We start from the raw sequence: 18,803 nt of genomic DNA on the forward strand, positions 1-18,803 counted from the left end.
TTATTAACATTTAGATTTGTTGCACGTCCTACATTATCATACAAAATGAAAAAAATAGCAACGAGTTTTGTTTTTGGGCTTGACTTTTTGCTCAAATCGCTATTTCTTTCAAGCGTCCGCGACACTTTCCACAGCCATAACGTTTAACGTTCAGCCTTCTCGTTCGTTTGATCACAGCTCCACAGTGTTGACACTGGTACTGATGCTTCGCATTTTTCATCATACTTGGGGCATAACGAAGTCCACCAGTAGCTGCCAAAAGAGCTTTGAATTCTGGATCTCGGTGACGGTAGCCTTTGCCAGCTAAATGCAGATGATAATGACACAACTCATGCTTGATGATTTGAATGAATGTATCTACCCCAAATTCAGCTAATAAATGCGGATTGAAATCTAAATGATGATCGCTTAAGTGATAACGTCCACCGGTGGTCTTTAGCCGCCCATTGAAATATGCCTCATGTTGAAATGGTTTGCCAAACGATTCTAGAGAAACTTTTTCAACGAGCTGCTGCAATTCTTTGGTGGTCATTTTCCGTGTGTTGGATCAACCATTGTCAGGCTGATTCGGCCTTTCGTGGTATCGACTTGTTCAATCCAGACAGTAACGATATCTCCGACAGCGACAACGTCTTTCGGATGCTTGACAAAACTTCGGCTTAATTTTGATAAATGTACCAAACCATCTTGTTTGACACCAATATCAACAAACGCACCAAAGTCAATAACATTTCGGACAGTTCCCATCAATTCCATTCCTGGTTTAAGGTCCTCCATGCTCAGGACATCTTTACGCAACAATGGTGCCGGCATCTCATCCCGCATATCTCTTCCAGGTTGCATCAGTGATTTCAAGATATCTGTGATCGTTTCTTTTCCAATCGCTAGTTGTTTAGAAAGATCAGCAACATTTAACTGTGCAAGTCGTTCTTTGGCTTCTGCTGATTGGGCTCCTAGTTGAGTTAGTTTAACTCCAGCAACTTCTAAAATTTCTTTGGCTGCAGTATAACTTTCCGGATGGATTCCAGTGTTGTCTAAAATATTCTTCCCACCAGGGATCCGCAAAAATCCAATCGCTTGTTCATAGGCTTTGGGACCTAAACGAGGCACCTTTTTTAATTGGCTTCTTTGCGTAAAGCTACCGTTTTCTTCTCTGTAAGCAACAATATTTTGTGCAGTCGTTTTATTCAATCCTGAGACATGCTGCAGCAGTTGAGGACTAGCAGTATTGACATCGACCCCTACTTGGTTGACGGCAGTTTCGACCACAAAATCAAGTTGTTCACTCAATCGTTTTTGTGACACATCGTGCTGGTATTGACCAACCCCTACAGATTGAGGATCGATTTTGACCAGTTCAGCTAAAGGATCTTGGAGTCGACGCCCGATACTAATGGCGCTGCGTTCTTCCACTTGTAGATCTGGAAATTCTTGACGGGCGATTGGGCTGGCAGAATACACGGATGCACCCGCTTCATTCACAATCACATAAAATGCTTCGTGATCGATTTGTTTCAATTGTTCGGCAACGAATTGTTCTGATTCACGACTTGCCGTCCCATTCCCAATAGCGATCATTTGGACACCGTACCGATTGATCAAACGTTGCAGTGCTGGACCAGCTGCTTGGCGTTTATTCATCGGTGCCGGTTTATGAGGGTAAATGACCTCGATGGCTAATACTTTCCCAGTTTCATCAATCACAGCTAATTTACAACCTGTTCGGTAAGCCGGGTCAAACCCTAAGACGATTTTTCCTTTTAAAGGTGGCTGCAGCAAAAGATTTCGCAAGTTTTCACCGAAGATGGCAATTGCTTGTTCATCTGCTTTCTCTGTTAATTCATTGCGGATTTCCCGCTCAATCGACGGTGCAATGAATCGTTTATAAGCATCAAGATAAGCTTCACGAACAAATGGAGTTGCTGGTGAATTGGCGTGCTTAATGAGTTGCCGTTCAAAATAATCAGTGATTTTTGACTCATCGACAACTAAGGCAACCTTTAAAATATCTTCTTTTTCACCGCGATTCGTTGCCAAAATACGATGAGAAACCATTTTATTGATGGGGTGCTGAAAATCGTAATACATTTCATAAACACCTTTCTCATCCTTTTCAGCATCGCGAAGTGTACTCGTGTAACTTCCCTTATTTGCAAAATAACTTCTGATCCAAGAACGATAGCTCGGCTCATCACCAATCGTTTCAGCAATGATCTCGTGGGCACCTTGTAATGCAGATTCAGGATCAGGGATGGCTTCATTGGTAAATTCCGCCGCTTTTGCATAGACATCTCCTGTTGTTGGAAATGCCACTATCCAGTCAGCTAACGGCTGCAAGCCATTTTCTTTTGCAATAGTTGCTTTCGTACGCCGTTTTTGTTTGTAAGGACGATAAAGATCTTCGACCTGCTGCATTTTTGTTGCTTGCTGAATCGATTGCGCCAATTCACTAGTCAATTTTCCTTGTTCGTCAATCAACCGAGCAACTTCTTGCTTGCGTTTTTCCAAATTCTCAAGATATTGGTAGCGCTCTTCAATTTCACGAATTTGTACCTCATCTAAACCGCTAGTCATTTCTTTGCGGTAGCGAGCGATAAACGGAACGGTGTTTCCTTCATGGAGCAGTTCCAATACTTTCGTGATTTGTCGTTGATTGTAAGATGTGGTTTCCTGCATTAGTAAGTGCAACACATCATGATTTAATTCTGCCATATTCGTTCACCTTTCAATTTAACTGCTCTAAGTTTAACATAAAAAAGTTTAACATAAAAAAGACACCTCAGAAAAGAGACGTAAGCAACAGGTTAAAAACAGAACATACTGAACATGAGGTACGAAATTAAGGCTCAAGATATAAATCAGCAAAAAACACTTCCGCTGAATCATCAGCAGGAAGTGTCATCTACATTCAAAATCTTTCTTCAACGTCCTCGAAAGCCGTAGTTATTAACAAGCATGGATGTTTCCTTTTTACTATGCGGATCCATCTTAACTCTGTTTGAAAATAGTTTGTATACCCTATCTTTTTCCAAGGACCTTTAGACGCAATAGTCGTAATGACACATAGATTCCTCTATGGTTAGAAAAGTTTTTTAAAAGTCTGGATGCCAAGGGCCGGTTAAATTTTGGTATTCAATATCTTGTACAATGCCATCTTTATCAAAAATCACGCCGTGAACGGAACCACCAAAAACAGCCCCTCCATCGATGCCAATCTTATTATCATGAAACCATAAATCCGTTGTTTCCATGTCACCATGAAGCATGGGTGTGATAGTATGGCCAAAGACGATTGTTTTTCCCGTATGATTTTCTCCAGTATGAAATGGTTCTCGAATCCAGATAAAATCGTGGTCAGAAGTATCCTGCCAATTCTTCTTGGTCAAATCAACACCAGCATGAACAAAAAGATACTTTTGCCATTCATAAGAAAGCGGCCTTTCCATTAAAAACGCCACTAAGTCACGGTAGCGACTCCGGATCATTAATGCAATCTCAGTTGGTGAGTACTCTTCTGTTGCTCCCGGATGTAAAAGACTTTCCATCGTCTCCTTGCCTCCATTACGGACATAAGCGGAATACCAGTCTTCTGGTGCGTTCAAAAATTGCAGAAAATATTCTTCATGGTTCCCGCGCAAATAAATCGCTCCTGTCTCTTCCACCAATTGTTTACCCAACAAGAGACACTCTTTACTTCGTGGTCCTCGATCATTCAAGTCCCCAATCAGAACAAGCTGATGCAGTGACGGATCGTAATCCAATAAAAGTTTTTTAAAAAGATCATACATCCCATGGATATCACTAATGACGTAAATGAGTTTTTTCATTTGGGTTCATCCCCTTCTTTAAATTATTATAAAAAAGCCAGCGAAACTTTACAACTGTTAGCCCTTTCCTTATAATAAAACCAACTAAAGGAGCGAGAAGATGAATTGGCTGCATCAACAATGGATCCATTTTAAAAAAGACATGCGAGAAGCTTTTGATACAGGAGCAATCGCTACACATGGCAAGAAATAATTTGAATTTTGATCGTTAATTGATTGAATCAAAAAAAGAGAATTCTCCAGTTAAGTACTGGGAATTCTCTTTTTTTATTTTCCAGAAACAGCAAAGTAATTACCATCTGGATCTGCAAAATTAAAGACCATTCGTTCTTCCATCTGAATCAGGTCGCCAACTTCTACATTTGTATCTAGTAATTTCTTGTAAAGCGTTGTGATATCTTCCGAAAAAAACATGATCGATGGTGAGTTCAATGCTACTTCAGGAGAATGGGCTTCAATAAAGCCTTTATCATAAAGCACAAAACGAGCATCTGATTCTCTGCTTGGTGCTATTTCAACGACAGAAGTCCCATCTGCCGTTTGCTCATCAATGACTTCAAATCCCAATGATTGCCAAAACGCAACGGATTTGGGCACGTCCTCTACATATAACATGATCTGCATTTGATTGGCAAACATATCTCTCACTCCTCTGTTGTTGATGATTCTGATGTTTCTGAGGCTTCATTTGACGTATTGAAATTCAATTGCAGACCTGGTTTGTCGGTAATGATTTCTGTTACTTCATAGGTTAAGCGTTTGATAATATCAAACAGCGGCTCCACCAAGCGGTCTGTCTCCGCTTTGCTTAAGTCTTCACCTGAACGGACTTGCCGGTTCAAGATGTGATTGACCTGTCCTACCCGACCGGACAGCACATATTCAGGAAAAACGAGTTGAAATTCCAAGCGGGCGCCAATAATACTATTCTGTTTCATATACTCTTCATCTTGTACCTTCAACGGGGCAAAGCCAACATTCAATTTGGTTTCCATTTCTTTGTCTTTAGGCTTCATATCGAAATGATAAGCTTCGACGATTGGTTGTTGTCGTTTGATTTCCACAGTCTTCACACTCCTTGATTAAAAGTATAGCATACCGATGACATCCAGCCTACCTTCATTAAAAAAATCCAGACAAAAAGAAGCAAGATCCCCTCCATGCTAGAAAACTTGTTCCTTCGTTACAATTGGATCGTTAGGATCCAATCGTGACTTGATAAATTGTTTTCTATCTGATGGGTTCTTGCTTCCTGTTGTATTCTTGCTTCTATTTCGTTAAGTAAAATTCTTTATTTAAGCGTTTTGAGATAATCTAGTGCGTCTTGCACATTTGAGACTGGTACGATCTTCATGTCAGTCCCTAGTTTCTTCGCAGCTGCTAAAGCTTCTTGATAATTTGTTTTGATCGAAGGATCTACTTCTTTTTCTTCCTTCGTGATTTCATCCTCTGGTGCAAAAAAGATTTCTACACCACTTTCACTTGCGCTTGCTACTTTTTTATCGATACCACCAATGCGGCCAACGGTTCCGTCACTGGAAATCGTCCCAGTACCGGCAATATTATGCCCTTTACGCAGGTTTTGCTGCGTCAATTGTTCGTAGATTTCTAACGTGAACATCAAGCCTGCTGATGGCCCACCGATATTTCCTGCATCGATAACAATATCTTGATCTGAACTAATTTCCGTATGGTCAACTAACGAAATGCCGATGCCGGCTTTTTTATTCGATGGCAATTCAATCAGCGATCCGGTTGCTTCTTTTTCTACATCGTCTTGGAGATACGTCACTTGGATCTTATCACCGACTTTTTGACTTTGGACATAATCAATAAAATCTTGACTGTTGTCAAACCGTTTCCCATTGACAGCTACTACTGTATCACCAACAGAAATTTTCCCTTTGAAGCTAGAGTTGGATTCTACACCCATAACATAAACACCTTTATAGTTCATTGTGTAGGGAATATCTGCTAGCTTCAGTGCTTGCTCAATGGCACTATTTTGAGAGGACTCCATGTAGTAACGTTGGATTCGATTGTACTCTTCATCCGTTGCACCGCCAAAAAGTTCTTCTTCAGAAACCAAGTCTTGAAATTGATTAAATTTACTGCCAATTGCAGTAAAAACGGTTGCCTGTCGAATACCGACACTGGTCAATGAAAACGAGCCATCGTTTTGATCTTTTTGGTCATTGACTGTAATTAGTTCTTTCAAATTGATCGTTGCCCCAGGCTGTTCAATATAATAAGGGATTGGTAAAAAGGCACAGGCGGCAACTACTAATGCTACAACAAGTAATAAGGTATATTTAACGGTTGATTTAAGATTCATGAGCATCACGCTTCTTTACGATTGCTTGGTAAATATTTGGTGGTAAATAGGCTTTCACATCGCCACCGAAATGCAAAATTTCTTTTAGCATACTTGAACTAATATAACTGTATTTGGCATTTGCCAATAAAAAGACTGTTTCTAGCGTCGGATCCAAGTGGTGATTCATTTCCATGATATCTCGTTCGTACTCATAATCCTTGACACTTCGAATTCCTCGCAGTAAAAATTGGGCACCCATTTTTTTGGCAGCCGTAACGGTCAATTCCGTCTCTTGCGCAACAACGCGAACATTCGGGACATGCGCTAGTGCCTCAGTGATCAATTCCACTTTTTCGCCACCGGTAAAGAAGTTGACTTTACTAGTATTCACAAAGACACCAATGATCAATTCATCGAAAAGGGGCGCTCCCCGTTCGATCAGATCTACGTGACCAGCAGTCAATGGGTCGAAACTGCCAGGAAATAATGCTATTTTCTTCATCTTATCCCTCATTTCTATAAATCGTGACTGCCGTAATCCCATAAACCTGTCGTCTACTTTGGGCCAATGTGCCAATTCTCTCTGGCATATCTACTTCTTTTGCTGTTTCACAAACAATGACCGCATGAGTTGTCATAAGATCCGCTTGTACCATTTGTTCCAGCTGCAAAAGCAGCTCTTGCTTCGCATAAGGAGGATCCAAAAAAATGTAGTCGAACTGCTGTTGATTGCCTGCAAATTCTTTTAGGGCTTGTTTGGCGTCCATTTTTAATACAGTAAACTTTTCAGGCTCCTTTGTGATGCCAATGTTTTCTCGAATGATCTTAATCGCTGGATAACTGCGATCGACACAGACGGCATGTGCGGCACCGCGAGAAACAGCTTCAATAGCTAATCCGCCACTGCCCGCAAATAAATCCAATACCAAGCCGCCATCCAAATAAGGACCAATCATATTAAAAATCGATTCTTTCACTTTATCGGTGGTTGGTCGGGTATTATCCCCGCTTAAGCTCTTCAATTTTCTTCCTCGATAATCTCCTGCAACAACACGCATATGCGTTCCTCCAATGGCTCCATAATTTCTTAAAAAAAGCATTCCAGCGACCGTCATCTTTTTGAGCAACAAAAATGGGTGCGATTGGCACCCAAACTTTTGTTATACATTTTCTGCCAGTCGAATCGTCGTATTTTTTTCTTCCACATCAAATCCATCGTCACTCACTTGATATGCTGCGTCAGTGCCGATTTTTTCCGCAAAATTCATCTCAACATCTGGTCGATATGAAGGTTCCACTTGCCGTACGAAATGAAATTGTTCGATTTTATTTTTTTTCATTTCATAGTCTTCTTCATTCAAGTACATGACCACATATTTCATTTTGCGTGACACGTAATGGACAAATCCGAATCTGCGTAAATTTTTTAATTGGCGTAAACTATAGACCCATACGATCAATCCCCGTCGTTTTTGGATCTCAAACGTTTCTTTCGTCTCCTCTTGCATGACAACTTCCTCCACATGTTGATTTCGATTGAAAAAAAGGACTTCCAGCGTCCACTTTGACTTCCTCTGAGAAACAATCAGCAATCGACACTGTGATCTCATCAAGCAAGACTTGCAGCTGGTTTTCACTGTGTCGAAATTCTCCGACTTGAGGGTTCAAATCAAGTGCCCTTTTGGCTTTGCGTAATGCCCGCTGCTGTTCTTTATACCCGGGAGCAAACGTGCCATAAGCAGCTGTTTTTTCAAAATCGGTCTTTTTATGTACAAATGAATCAATTAATCCCAATACTTCTTGGTCTTGGTACATCGCCTTCTTATTGTAACAATAAGAGCGAAACAACTGACTGTTCTTGATACTGGAAATTAATTGTTCAATTTGGTCTTCAATTGCATATAAATGGTCATTATAAATCATCTGATGTGCTATCCTCTGTGTGTTCATTCTCATCTTCTTGGATTAAGACTACCATATTTGCTTTAGAAAAAGCAATTCCTATCTTCTCAGGGGTTTGATTCGATAAAACATTGTAAACCGAAGGATCACTATACCATGATAAAATCGTAAATGTCGGATCGTAGACAGGTGCTTCAAAGATGGAAGAAACGGTTGAAATTTCCTTTTCCTTTAAGATATCCTGCCATTCTTCTTGGGTCAGAGTGAAGGTGCTGGTTCGCTCAGCTGTCAATGCTTTTTGATAGGCATGAATCCGTTGAGATGTTAAGTGATCCGAAAGATTCTCCGTGATTTCTTGAAGGAGATCTTTGGCTTCACTATGAGTATCTAAAGCCATCCCAAAACTTTCCAGCTCTTTTTGATCACGCATTTTTTGGATGATCACAAAAGCTAACGTTTCTTTTTCAAGAGCAGCTGTTTCTTGGTTCACTGTTTGAGACTCTTGAAACAGCGTCAGCTCCCCTTCTGTTAATTGATAAGGAGATAGCTTCAATAATGTCGTTTGATCCAGATAAGTGACTGCTGCTAATTCCGATGTCGTTTGATCAAAAAACAAAACTGCGAAGGTGCCATTGTCAAACGCCACTAAGGGACGATAGTTCATATCTTGTTCCATAAGTTCAAAACTCACTGAACGATCATTTTGACTCAATGTAAAATTCGGATAGATCATCGTGAGCTCTGTAAGATCTGTCATTGTCATCCCAATCGAAAATGGGGCTAAGGATGCGCCGCCCTGACCAATCACTTTGATTGCCTGAACACTTTCGCCGTCGGTGTTGATTTCGAGATATTGTTGATCATCTAGGTGATTATATACGCGAACTTCAAAGTCATATCCTGTACGATACGTGCGTATCGGCGCGCCAAAATCTTCTTCAAAATCAGAAAGAGGTTCACCGATCGCTTTTGCTAAGCCATCTGCTTTGATTGGTTCATAATTCAAATTGGTAGGCGCTTTTACAGGATTATCAAAAAGAGGTCTTGAAGGAGAAACCCGCTGAAAAAATACTGGCTGCAGATAGACGACGACCAGCGCCAAAATAAACAAGCAGCAAAATAAAATTCCTCTACGTTTCATCTTCAAGACCTACTTCCTACTTCTCTTTGATTTCGATCAGCAAATCACCTGATGTGATGGCTTCACCTTCTGCAACATAGACGTGTTCTACCACACCTGAGAAACGAGCTTCGATCGCTGTTTCCATCTTCATCGCTTCAGTTACTAGAACGGTTTGTCCTTTCGCTACCCGATCCCCTTTTTTGACTAATACTTGTAGAACAGAACCTGACATCGTTGCACCAATTTGTTCTTTATTTGTTGGCTCAGCTTTGCGTTTTGTTTGAACGGAGCTGATGATTGAATGATCTTTGACTAAGATCTCCCGACGTTGTCCGTTCAAGTTAAAGAACAACGTGCGGTTGCCTTCAATATCTGGTTCGCCAATTTCATCCAAGCGGATGATCAAGATTTTCCCTTTTTCAAGTTCAACATTGATCGTTTCACCTAATCGCATCCCATTAAAGAATGTTGGTGTATCTAGGACCTTGACGTCGGCAAACTGTTCATATGCTTTTCGGTAGTCTAAAAAGACTTGCGGATACATCAAATAGCTCAATACTTCTTCTGTTTTAGGCTGATAGCCGATCTTTTCTGCTAATTCGGCTTTGACTTTTCCAAAATCTACTGGCTCAGCAAACGCACCAGGACGTTCTGTGAATGCTGGACGACCTTTCAGAATGATCCGTTGTAATTCTTTTGGAAAACCACCGACTGGTTGACCTAGTTCACCTTGGAAGAAAGTAACGACTGATTCTGGAAAACTTAAGGTTTCACCTTTATCATAAATGTCTTGTTCAGATAACCCGTTTTGTACCATGAAAAGAGCCATATCGCCAACCACTTTTGATGATGGCGTGACTTTGACGATATCACCGAACATCATGTTGACTTCATGATAAACTTCTTTGATTTCATCCCATTTTTCGCCAAGTCCCACTGCTTTTGCTTGTTGTTGCAGGTTCGAATATTGACCACCAGGCATTTCGTGTTTATACACTTCTGTCTGAGGTGCATTCAACCCATTCTCGAAAGGATGGTAATACATCCGCACATCTTCCCAGTAATGATTCAACTGCTGGATATTATCGACATTAATTTCTGGACAACGTTCGCCGTTGACTAACGCATAGTAAAGACTGCTCATACTTGGCTGGCTAGTTGCCCCACTGACTGCAGACATAGCAACATCGACAATATCGACACCCGCTTTGGTTGCGGCAGAGTAAGTGATGATGCCATTGCCACTCGTGTCATGGGTGTGCAGATGAATTGGTACATCAATACTCGCTTTCAATTCACTGATCAAGCGATACGCCGCTTGTGGTTTCAGCAATCCTGCCATATCCTTGATCGCAATGATATGTGCACCAAGATTTTGCAACTCCTTAGCCATATCCTTATAATAATCGATCGAGTATTTTTGACGAGTCGGATCATTGATATCTCCGGTATAACAGATCGCTGCTTCTGCAATTTTGCCTGCGTCCCTTACTGCTTGGATGCTTTTTTCCATTTGCGGAATCCAGTTCAAGCTATCAAAAATTCGGAAGACATCGATTCCTTGCGCAGCAGATTCTTTGATAAATTCTTCTAACACATTATCCGGATAATTTGAATATCCCACCGCATTTGATCCTCGGAACAGCATTTGTAACAATGTGTTCGGCATTTTCTTACGAAACATACGCAGACGTTCCCATGGATCTTCTGTCAAGAAACGGTAAGCAACATCAAACGTTGCTCCGCCCCACATTTCACTGGAGAATAGTTGAGGAATCCCCTCTTCTGTCAACGCAGCGATCTTCTTGAAGTCCTGGGTACGAACTCGTGTAGCTAGCAAGCTTTGATGCGCATCACGGAAAGTCGTATCCGTTAGCAAAACATTTTTTTGCTGATTGATCCAACGAACGACGCCATCAGCACCTTGAGTATCTAAAATGGTTTTAGCCGATACGAAATCAGGCAATGTCTCGATCTGTTGCGGGATTCTTGGATCATTATAAAATGGTTTTTTCAGTTTCTCGATTCCCGGAAAGCCATTGATCGTAATCTCACCGATATATTTCATTGTTTTATTTCCGCGGTCGCGAATGCGAGGAAACTTAAACAATTCAGGAGTATTATCAATAAATGTCGTTTTCGCTTCGCCAGACCGAAATTGCGGATGAGAAACAACATTACGCATAAAGAGAATATTGGTTTTGACTCCACGAACCCGAAATTCTTTCAAGCAGCGCATCATTTTTTGAATCGCTTGATCAAATGTCGCTGCATGGGTACAAACTTTTACCAGCAATGAATCAAAATAGGGAGTTACAACGGCGCCAGCATAGGCATTACCAACATCTAACCGAACACCAAAACCACCAGGTGAACGATAGGTGTCGATTTTCCCAGTATCAGGCATAAAGTTATTCGCAGGATCTTCTGTCGTTACACGGCATTGGATCGCAACTCCTTCAAAATGGATATCCTCTTGTTGAGGGATGCCGATTTCTTTGTGCAAGTCTTTCCCCTGGGCAATCAAAATTTGTGTCGTTACAATGTCCAAGTTAGTGATCATTTCAGTAATGGTATGCTCCACTTGAACCCGAGGATTCACTTCGATAAAGTAAAAGTTGTCTCCTTCTACCAAAAACTCCACTGTTCCCGCATTGATATACCTGACATGTTTCATCAACTGTACCGCAGCTTGACAAATTTTTTCTCGTTGGGCAGCATTCATTGATACACATGGAGCAACTTCCACCACTTTTTGGTGTCGTCGTTGGACAGAACAATCTCTTTCAAATAGATGAACAACATTGCCATGACTGTCCCCTAATATTTGCACTTCGATATGTTTTGGATTACTGATGTATTTCTCTACATAGACTTCGTCACTACCAAATGCTGCTTTTGCTTCGCTTTTAGCTCGTTCATAACCTTCACGGGCTTCTTTCTCATCGTGAGCGACCCGCATGCCGCGGCCACCCCCGCCTAAGGCTGCTTTAATCATGATTGGATAACCATGGGTTTCAGCAAACAGCAAAACGTCATCAATAGTGTTGACGGGTCCGTCGGAACCTGGAATGGATTGGATACCAGCCTCGATTGCAGCTGTTTTGGCTTTGATTTTATCGCCAAAGATATCCAGATGGTGTGTCGAAGGTCCAATAAAAATCAAGCCTTCTTCTTCACAGCGTTGCGCAAACGCTAAATTCTCGGATAAAAATCCGTAACCGGGATGAATCGCTTCGGCACCGGCCTTTTTCGCGGTGCGAATAATATCTTCTATGTCCAGATAGGCTTCAATGGGGCGCTTGCCTTTTCCGACAAGATACGCTTCATCCGCTTTAAAACGATGGACTGAATATTCATCTTCTGCAGCGTAGATACCCACTGTTTTGATGCCCAACTCTGCACACGCACGGAAAACTCGAATCGCGATTTCTCCACGATTAGCGACTAATACTTTTTTCATCATACCACTCCATTCCATTGATCAATAATTCAAACTATATTGTTTCCTCTTTTCTTCTGCACTGATGTTCAAAATAAAGCCGATACAAATCGACAACATTAACAAACTTGATCCTCCTTGACTCAAAAAAGGAAAAGTGATCCCAGTTAACGGAATCAAGCCGGTGATCCCACCTAAATTGATAAAAATCTGTGACATAAATAATGTCCCGATCCCAATACACATCATGGAATTAAAGGAATCTCTTGATCGAATTCCAATCAAAAACATTCTTCCTACCATATAAAAGAGAATCCCTAACAAAATGATTGAGGGAATCAAGCCAAGTTCTTCCATCACGATTGAAAAAATATAATCGGTATGGGCTTCATTCAAGAAGCCTCGTTTTTGAATACTATTTCCTAATCCGCGACCAAATAATCCACCATTGAACATGGCATAGTATCCATTGACCATTTGATGTCCTGTATCAAATTCATCGGCAAAAGGATTGGTGAAAGCGGCAAATCGATTGTAGATATATTCAGGCAGAAATTTCCCACCTGTCAAATTGACAAAGGTAATCGCCAAAAAACTAAAGAGAACTGTGGCCCCACCTAATATCAAGGTATACACATAATTGAGACCGCTAGCTAGTAAAACGACAAAAGCCAGCATAAAAATAATAACAGCGTTCCCGAAATCGGGATAAAAGGCCAAAATCACCGTATAAGCCAATACGATCGCCATTGGTCTTCTCACAGAACCCCAGAAGTCTTGCTGGATGCCATCTTGTCGATAAGAAAATGTGACCGACAAGAACCAAATGATAATAAACTTTAAGTACTCCGCTGGCTGAACAGAGAATCCTGCAATCGAAAGCCAGCCCCATGCACCATTCCTTTTTTGGAAGAAAAAGGCGGCGATCAAAAGAAAGAAAATAACGATCATGGCAATTTGAACAAATTTCTTATTGCGAAAGACATCAGTTTTCATCTTGTACATGATCGTGATCATAATCAAACTTACCACCCAAAAAACGGCTTGATTAATCACATAAGCTGCTGAAGTAGTCGGTGGCTTTGCTGTCATTGCGACATATGAGGTCGAACTGTAAACCATCATCAAACCAGTTACGCATAAAATAAGGTAAGGTATTAAAATGCTATAGTCTAAAAGGTGTCTTTTTTTAACTTTTTCTGGCAAGATTATGCCTCCTTGCCAATTTCAGTAGATTTTTGTTCTTCATATACTTCGCTATACAATTGATTTAGGTCTTTTTCCAGATCTGCCATCAATTGTTGGCCAGCAGCATTGTCTACAATACCCAAGCGTGTTGCGAAAGCGACTTGTCGTGATAAGCCATACATTTGTGTGTCAACGACTTCCTCGAATGCTTTACACTGAGCAATACACAAACTATTTTCTTGATTGCGAATCAATCGTTTGATTCGTTCGGCATCCTCTAAAAGCAGATTCAATGCCATTTCTGAATCAATCTGCGCCATTCTGGTCCCCCCATTTCTTAGTTTCATTATTATAGCATATTCTATACCGATTTGGCACAGTAGGATGTCATAAATTCAGCCGCAAATAACGAACATAAAAATTTTTTTGCTAACAAAAAAAGCGAATTGGCGACTGATATAAAAAAATGAAGTATTTTCATTCGTTTTTTTCTGTTTTATTTGGTTCCGCTTTGCCTTGTAAAATGTGAAACATAATCCTGTTGTGAAACAATCTTTACGATTCTCTTAATGAGGAAAAAGATAAAAGATTGATTCAGCAGCCTTTATTGAAAAAAAGAAGTGGAATTGTCCACATGTCCTTTTTTCCTTTCGAAAAAAAGAACAGGAAGCGCGCAGCTTCATGTTCTTTTGATTACTACTGTTTTTGCTTTTCACCGATAAAGCCATCACCGTTGATGTCCTCATCTGATAACCGTTCGACTTCTTTGATGAAGCCCTGACTAAGTTCTTCGTAAGATTCCCCAACAACTGCGTCATCTGGAATTTGATCTAAGTTCGCAAAAAATTCAATATGATTATGCAAGTTGGTAAAGATCATCGGGGCATCGCCGCCGTATTCACCATCTAAATTGATCATCAAACGATCTTTTGCATCTGGCGCATCGACTTCCAAACGAGACGTTTTTGTATAGATCAAGCGTCGGTCATTGATATGTTTGCCACCGTTCATCATCAATGCAATCAGATGAACGATCTCAAAAATATTTGCCGTTTTCACTATGATCAGCGAAAATTTCCCATCGTCAAGTTTCGCATCCGGGGCGATTTGTTCAAAACCTCCCACTGAATTCGTCAATCCTAGGAAGAACATCGAAGCGCCGCCAATATATTCTCCATCGTCATATTTAAAGTGCATCTTGATTGGTTTGACTCGCGGCAACAATTCTGCGCCTTTTGCAAGATAAGCCAAATAACCGAACACACTCTTCAACTCTGAAGGAACATCATAGGTCAACTCAGTCAGGTGTCCACCTGCAGCGATATTGATAAAATAATCCCGATCAGTTTTTCCAATATCCATTTTGATCGTTTGTTCCTTGAGAATGACTTCTGCCGCAGCCTTCACATCGTTTCTAGGAATCTTCAATGCACGAGCATAATCATTGGTTGTTCCGCCTGGGATGATCGCCATTTTGGGGCGCTTTTTTAACGGAGCGATACCATTAACTACCTCATTAATGGTTCCGTCGCCTCCGGCTGCAACAACCAGATCAAATCCGGCTCTCCCTGCCCTACTCGCTTCATCGCGAGCAGAGAATGGGAGAGCAGTCGTCGCAAAAGCACTGGCTTCATAACCGGCTTTCTCTAAGACTTCTAATATATCGGCAAGATGTTTACGAATCAGTTCTTTTCCTGATGTTGGATTATAAATGACTCTGGCTCTTTTCATATTCCGCCTCTTATCGTTTTGCTAATTCTTCTTGAAGTAATTTGTTCACAACGCCAGGGTTCGCTTGTCCTTTAGTTGCTTTCATGATTTGACCAACCAAGAACCCAACTGCCCGGTCTTTTCCGTTCTTGAAGTCATCAACAGATTGTTGATTCTTATCCAAGACTTCATTGATCATTGGTAGTAGTTGTGCTGGATCGGATAGTTGGATCAATCCTTTCGCTTTGACAACTTCTTTTGCATCGCCACCATTGGTGATCAATTCTTTAAAGACTTTTTTCGCAATCTTAGAACTGATCGTTCCATCAGCAATCAGTTGGATCATTCCTGCAAGATTATCCGGCGTTAATTTGGTTTCTTCTAATTCCAATTTTTCACTGTTCAAGTAGGCCGAAACTTCACCCATCAACCAGTTTGATGCTTGTTTTGGCTCTGCCCCAGCATCGATGGTTGCTTCAAAGAAGTCGGACATTTCTTTGGTCAGTGTCAAGACCATTGCGTCGTATTCTGGCAATCCAAGTTCGTTGATGTACCGTTGGCGGCGTTTTTGTGGAAGTTCTGGCAATGTTTGCCGTACTCGTTCGATCCATTCGTCATCAATAACAAATTTAGGAATATCTGGTTCTGGGAAATAGCGGTAATCAGATGATCCTTCTTTGACCCGCATCAAGATTGTCTTATTAGTGGTTTCATCGAAACGACGTGTTTCTTGTTGGATCTCACCGCCAGAAAGCAATACTTTTGCTTGGCGTTTTTCTTCGAAAGCCAAGCCTTTTTTGACAAAGGACATAGAGTTTAGGTTTTTCAATTCGGTTTTGGTACCAAAAGCTTCTTGACCATAAGGACGTAAAGAGATATTGGCATCACAACGCATGGATCCTTCTTCCATCTTCACATCAGATACTTCTGTAAATTGGATGATAGAGCGCAAAGCTTCCAAATAAGCATAGGCTTCTTCTGGCGAACGCATATCTGCTTCAGAAACGATCTCGATCAACGGCGTGCCCTGACGATTTAAATCCACATAAGAATAGCCGCCGATGCCATGCATATTTTTCCCAGCATCTTCTTCAAGATGAACCCGTTCGATACGGATTTTTTTCTTTTTGCCTGCTACTTCGATCTCGATCCAACCATCATGGCCGATTGGTTGGTCAAATTGAGAAATTTGATAGGCTTTCGGATTATCCGGATAGAAATAGTTTTTGCGGTCGAAATGAGTATCTTTGGAAATTTCACAGTTTAACGCTAGTGCTGCTTTCATCCCAAATTCTAACGCAGCTTTATTCATCACCGGTAATACCCCTGGATAACCCCAGTCAATCACATTCGTATTGCTATTTGGCTCGGCACCAAAATGTGCTGGCGCCGGTGAAAAGATTTTTGAGTTGGTTTTTAATTCTACGTGGACTTCAAGCCCAATGACTGTTTCGAAGTTCATGCATTATTCCCTCCTAAAATCACTGGTTTTTTCGTATGAAAATCAGTTGCTTGTTCAAACGCATAAGCCGCTTGATACATCGTTGCTTCATCAAAATGTTTACCAATGATTTGCAAACCGACTGGTAATCCTTCGGAAAATCCTGCTGGTACAGACATACCTGGCAATCCAGCTAAATTAACTGGAATCGTTAAGATATCATTCATGTACATTGTGATTGGATCATTGATGTTTTCACCTAGACCAAAAGCAACGGTTGGTGATGCAGGACCAATAATCAAATCGTAATCAGCAAATACTTTGTCAAAATCTTGTTTGATCAATGTACGGACTTGTCCAGCCTTTTTGAAGTAAGCATCATAATATCCAGAACTTAATGAGAATGTCCCTAACATGATTCGGCGTTTTACTTCTTCTCCGAATCCTTCACTACGAGAATTGACATACACATCGTCTAGATTTTTTACGTTTTCTGAACGGTAGCCATAACGGATTCCGTCAAAACGTTGCAAGTTGGAGCTTGCTTCAGAAGAAGCAATAATATAATAAACGGAAACGCCATATTTAGAATGAGGCAAGCTGACTTCTTCGACTGTTGCTCCTAATGCTCGGAATGTTTCTGCCGCTTTCAACACAGCTTCACGGACACCAGGTTGAATCCCCTCACCCATGTATTCTTTTGGCAGCGCAACTTTCATGCCTTTGATATCGCCAGTTAACCCTGCAGCAAAATCTGGTACTGCTACTCCAGCAGAAGTGCTGTCTTTGGCGTCAAATCCACTAATGGCAGACAATGCCAGTGCATTATCTTTTACTGAACGAGTCATTGGTCCGATTTGATCCAATGAAGAAGCAAACGCAATCAGACCAAAACGTGAAACACGACCATATGTTGGTTTCATTCCTACGATTCCATTGAAAGAAGCAGGCTGCCGGATCGAACCACCCGTGTCGCTCCCTAATGAGACTGGTACTTGCCCAGCAGCTACTGCAGCTGCAGAACCACCAGAAGAACCGCCAGGAACTTTGGTATGATCCCACGCATTCTTTGTTTTTTTGAAGTAGGAAGTTTCCGTACTTGCTCCCATGGCAAATTCATCCATGTTCAATTTACCGACTGGTATCATGTCTGCTTGGTAGACTTTTTCCATAACAGTTGCATCATATATTGGTTCAAAGTTAGCCAAGATCTTAGATGCAGCTGTAGTCAGTAGGTCTTTGGTCACGATATTGTCTTTGATCCCGATCGGAATCCCTGCCAAAACATTGCTTTCAGAAATACCCTTCTCATCAATTGCTTTAGCTAATGCCATCGCGTTTGACTCGTTTAATGTAATAAAAGAATCCACTTTTGGTTCAGTCGCTTTGATTTGCTCGAATGTCTCTGCTGTCAAATCGACAGCTGAAATTTCTTTGGCAACAAGCATGCCATGGAGCTCTTCCAAACTTTTACTTACTAATTCTGTCATTACGCACCGGCCTCCCCATTATCAATAATTGCTGGTACTTTAATGAAACCATCTTCTGATTCCGGCACATTACGCATCAATTCTTGTCGGTTCCAGCCTTCTGCTGCAATATCTTCACGCATCACATTGATTGTTTCAGCAACGTTTGATGTAAATGGCACACCTTCTGTGTCTACTTCCTCTAAGGTTTCTACCATATCAATAATTTTTCCTAGCTGAGAGGTAAACTCATGTAATTCATCATCTGAGAATGATAATTTTGCTAGCTTGGCAACGTGTTTGACTTGTTCTTCGCTTATCGCCATAAAATCCTCCTCTTTCTCGCATCCATAAAAATACGTTTACGTTTTTCCAATGTATTGT

The 18,803-nt window shown here is 41.1% G+C and carries 18 protein-coding genes; all 18 read right to left on the minus strand.

Annotation, left to right across the window (positions count from 1 at the left end):
• Positions 1 to 91 precede the first annotated feature (91 nt).
• Positions 92 to 532, minus strand: a complete 441-nt coding sequence (locus EG2_RS02395; protein WP_060813305.1) for a SprT family protein — start codon at positions 530 to 532, stop codon at positions 92 to 94.
• Positions 529 to 2,712 carry a Tex family protein gene (locus EG2_RS02400; RefSeq protein ID WP_060813306.1) on the minus strand — a complete coding sequence of 728 codons (2,184 nt, stop codon included), beginning with the start codon at positions 2,710 to 2,712 and terminating at the stop codon, positions 529 to 531. Before EG2_RS02400 ends, EG2_RS02395 begins: the two co-directional genes overlap by 4 nt.
• A gap of 380 nt (positions 2,713 to 3,092) precedes the next feature.
• On the minus strand, positions 3,093 to 3,827 hold the full coding sequence (locus tag EG2_RS02405; protein ID WP_060813307.1) for a metallophosphoesterase family protein: 735 nt from the start codon (positions 3,825 to 3,827) through the stop codon (positions 3,093 to 3,095).
• A gap of 267 nt (positions 3,828 to 4,094) precedes the next feature.
• Complete coding sequence (locus tag EG2_RS02410) at positions 4,095 to 4,466, minus strand: VOC family protein (protein WP_060813308.1); 372 nt, start codon at positions 4,464 to 4,466, stop codon at positions 4,095 to 4,097.
• A gap of 5 nt (positions 4,467 to 4,471) precedes the next feature.
• Positions 4,472 to 4,891: a DUF1149 family protein gene (locus EG2_RS02415; protein WP_005471385.1), complete on the minus strand. Its 420-nt coding sequence runs from the start codon at positions 4,889 to 4,891 to the stop codon at positions 4,472 to 4,474.
• Between the two features lie 227 nt (positions 4,892 to 5,118).
• Positions 5,119 to 6,162, minus strand: coding sequence for a SepM family pheromone-processing serine protease (locus EG2_RS02420; RefSeq protein ID WP_082709499.1), 1,044 nt, complete (start codon positions 6,160 to 6,162; stop codon positions 5,119 to 5,121).
• Positions 6,152 to 6,646: a pantetheine-phosphate adenylyltransferase gene (coaD, locus tag EG2_RS02425; RefSeq protein WP_060813310.1), complete on the minus strand. Its 495-nt coding sequence runs from the start codon at positions 6,644 to 6,646 to the stop codon at positions 6,152 to 6,154. The genes EG2_RS02420 and coaD overlap by 11 nt, the downstream gene beginning before the upstream one ends.
• 1 nt (position 6,647) lies before the next feature.
• On the minus strand, positions 6,648 to 7,202 hold the full coding sequence (rsmD, locus tag EG2_RS02430; RefSeq protein ID WP_060813311.1) for a 16S rRNA (guanine(966)-N(2))-methyltransferase RsmD: 555 nt from the start codon (positions 7,200 to 7,202) through the stop codon (positions 6,648 to 6,650).
• A 102-nt stretch (positions 7,203 to 7,304) separates the two neighbouring features.
• Positions 7,305 to 7,652, minus strand: a complete 348-nt coding sequence (locus EG2_RS02435; RefSeq protein WP_003126468.1) for a YlbG family protein — start codon at positions 7,650 to 7,652, stop codon at positions 7,305 to 7,307.
• On the minus strand, positions 7,624 to 8,067 hold the full coding sequence (locus tag EG2_RS02440; RefSeq protein ID WP_060813312.1) for a YlbF family regulator: 444 nt from the start codon (positions 8,065 to 8,067) through the stop codon (positions 7,624 to 7,626). Before EG2_RS02440 ends, EG2_RS02435 begins: the two co-directional genes overlap by 29 nt.
• Positions 8,057 to 9,187, minus strand: a complete 1,131-nt coding sequence (locus EG2_RS02445; protein ID WP_060813435.1) for a CAP-associated domain-containing protein — start codon at positions 9,185 to 9,187, stop codon at positions 8,057 to 8,059. Before EG2_RS02445 ends, EG2_RS02440 begins: the two co-directional genes overlap by 11 nt.
• 16 nt (positions 9,188 to 9,203) lie before the next feature.
• Complete coding sequence (locus EG2_RS02450; RefSeq protein WP_060813313.1) at positions 9,204 to 12,632, minus strand: pyruvate carboxylase; 3,429 nt, start codon at positions 12,630 to 12,632, stop codon at positions 9,204 to 9,206.
• Between the two features lie 21 nt (positions 12,633 to 12,653).
• Positions 12,654 to 13,817, minus strand: coding sequence for an FtsW/RodA/SpoVE family cell cycle protein (locus tag EG2_RS02455; protein WP_060813314.1), 1,164 nt, complete (start codon positions 13,815 to 13,817; stop codon positions 12,654 to 12,656).
• Between the two features lie 2 nt (positions 13,818 to 13,819).
• Complete coding sequence (locus EG2_RS02460) at positions 13,820 to 14,119, minus strand: YlaN family protein (RefSeq protein ID WP_003126453.1); 300 nt, start codon at positions 14,117 to 14,119, stop codon at positions 13,820 to 13,822.
• 376 nt (positions 14,120 to 14,495) lie between these two features.
• A complete protein-coding gene (locus EG2_RS02465) occupies positions 14,496 to 15,530 on the minus strand; it encodes a diacylglycerol kinase (protein ID WP_003126452.1) in 1,035 nt (344 codons plus the stop codon).
• A gap of 10 nt (positions 15,531 to 15,540) precedes the next feature.
• A complete protein-coding gene (gene gatB, locus EG2_RS02470; RefSeq protein WP_003126451.1) occupies positions 15,541 to 16,971 on the minus strand; it encodes an Asp-tRNA(Asn)/Glu-tRNA(Gln) amidotransferase subunit GatB in 1,431 nt (476 codons plus the stop codon).
• Entirely contained in the window at positions 16,968 to 18,440 is a 1,473-nt protein-coding gene (gatA, locus tag EG2_RS02475) for an Asp-tRNA(Asn)/Glu-tRNA(Gln) amidotransferase subunit GatA (protein WP_060813315.1), read from the minus strand. Before gatA ends, gatB begins: the two co-directional genes overlap by 4 nt.
• Positions 18,440 to 18,745: an Asp-tRNA(Asn)/Glu-tRNA(Gln) amidotransferase subunit GatC gene (gene gatC / locus EG2_RS02480; protein ID WP_003126448.1), complete on the minus strand. Its 306-nt coding sequence runs from the start codon at positions 18,743 to 18,745 to the stop codon at positions 18,440 to 18,442. Before gatC ends, gatA begins: the two co-directional genes overlap by 1 nt.
• Positions 18,746 to 18,803 lie beyond the last annotated feature (58 nt).

The organism is Enterococcus gallinarum NBRC 100675, from assembly GCF_001544275.1.
In the GTDB taxonomy this organism is placed as follows: Bacteria; Bacillota; Bacilli; order Lactobacillales; family Enterococcaceae; genus Enterococcus_D; species Enterococcus_D gallinarum.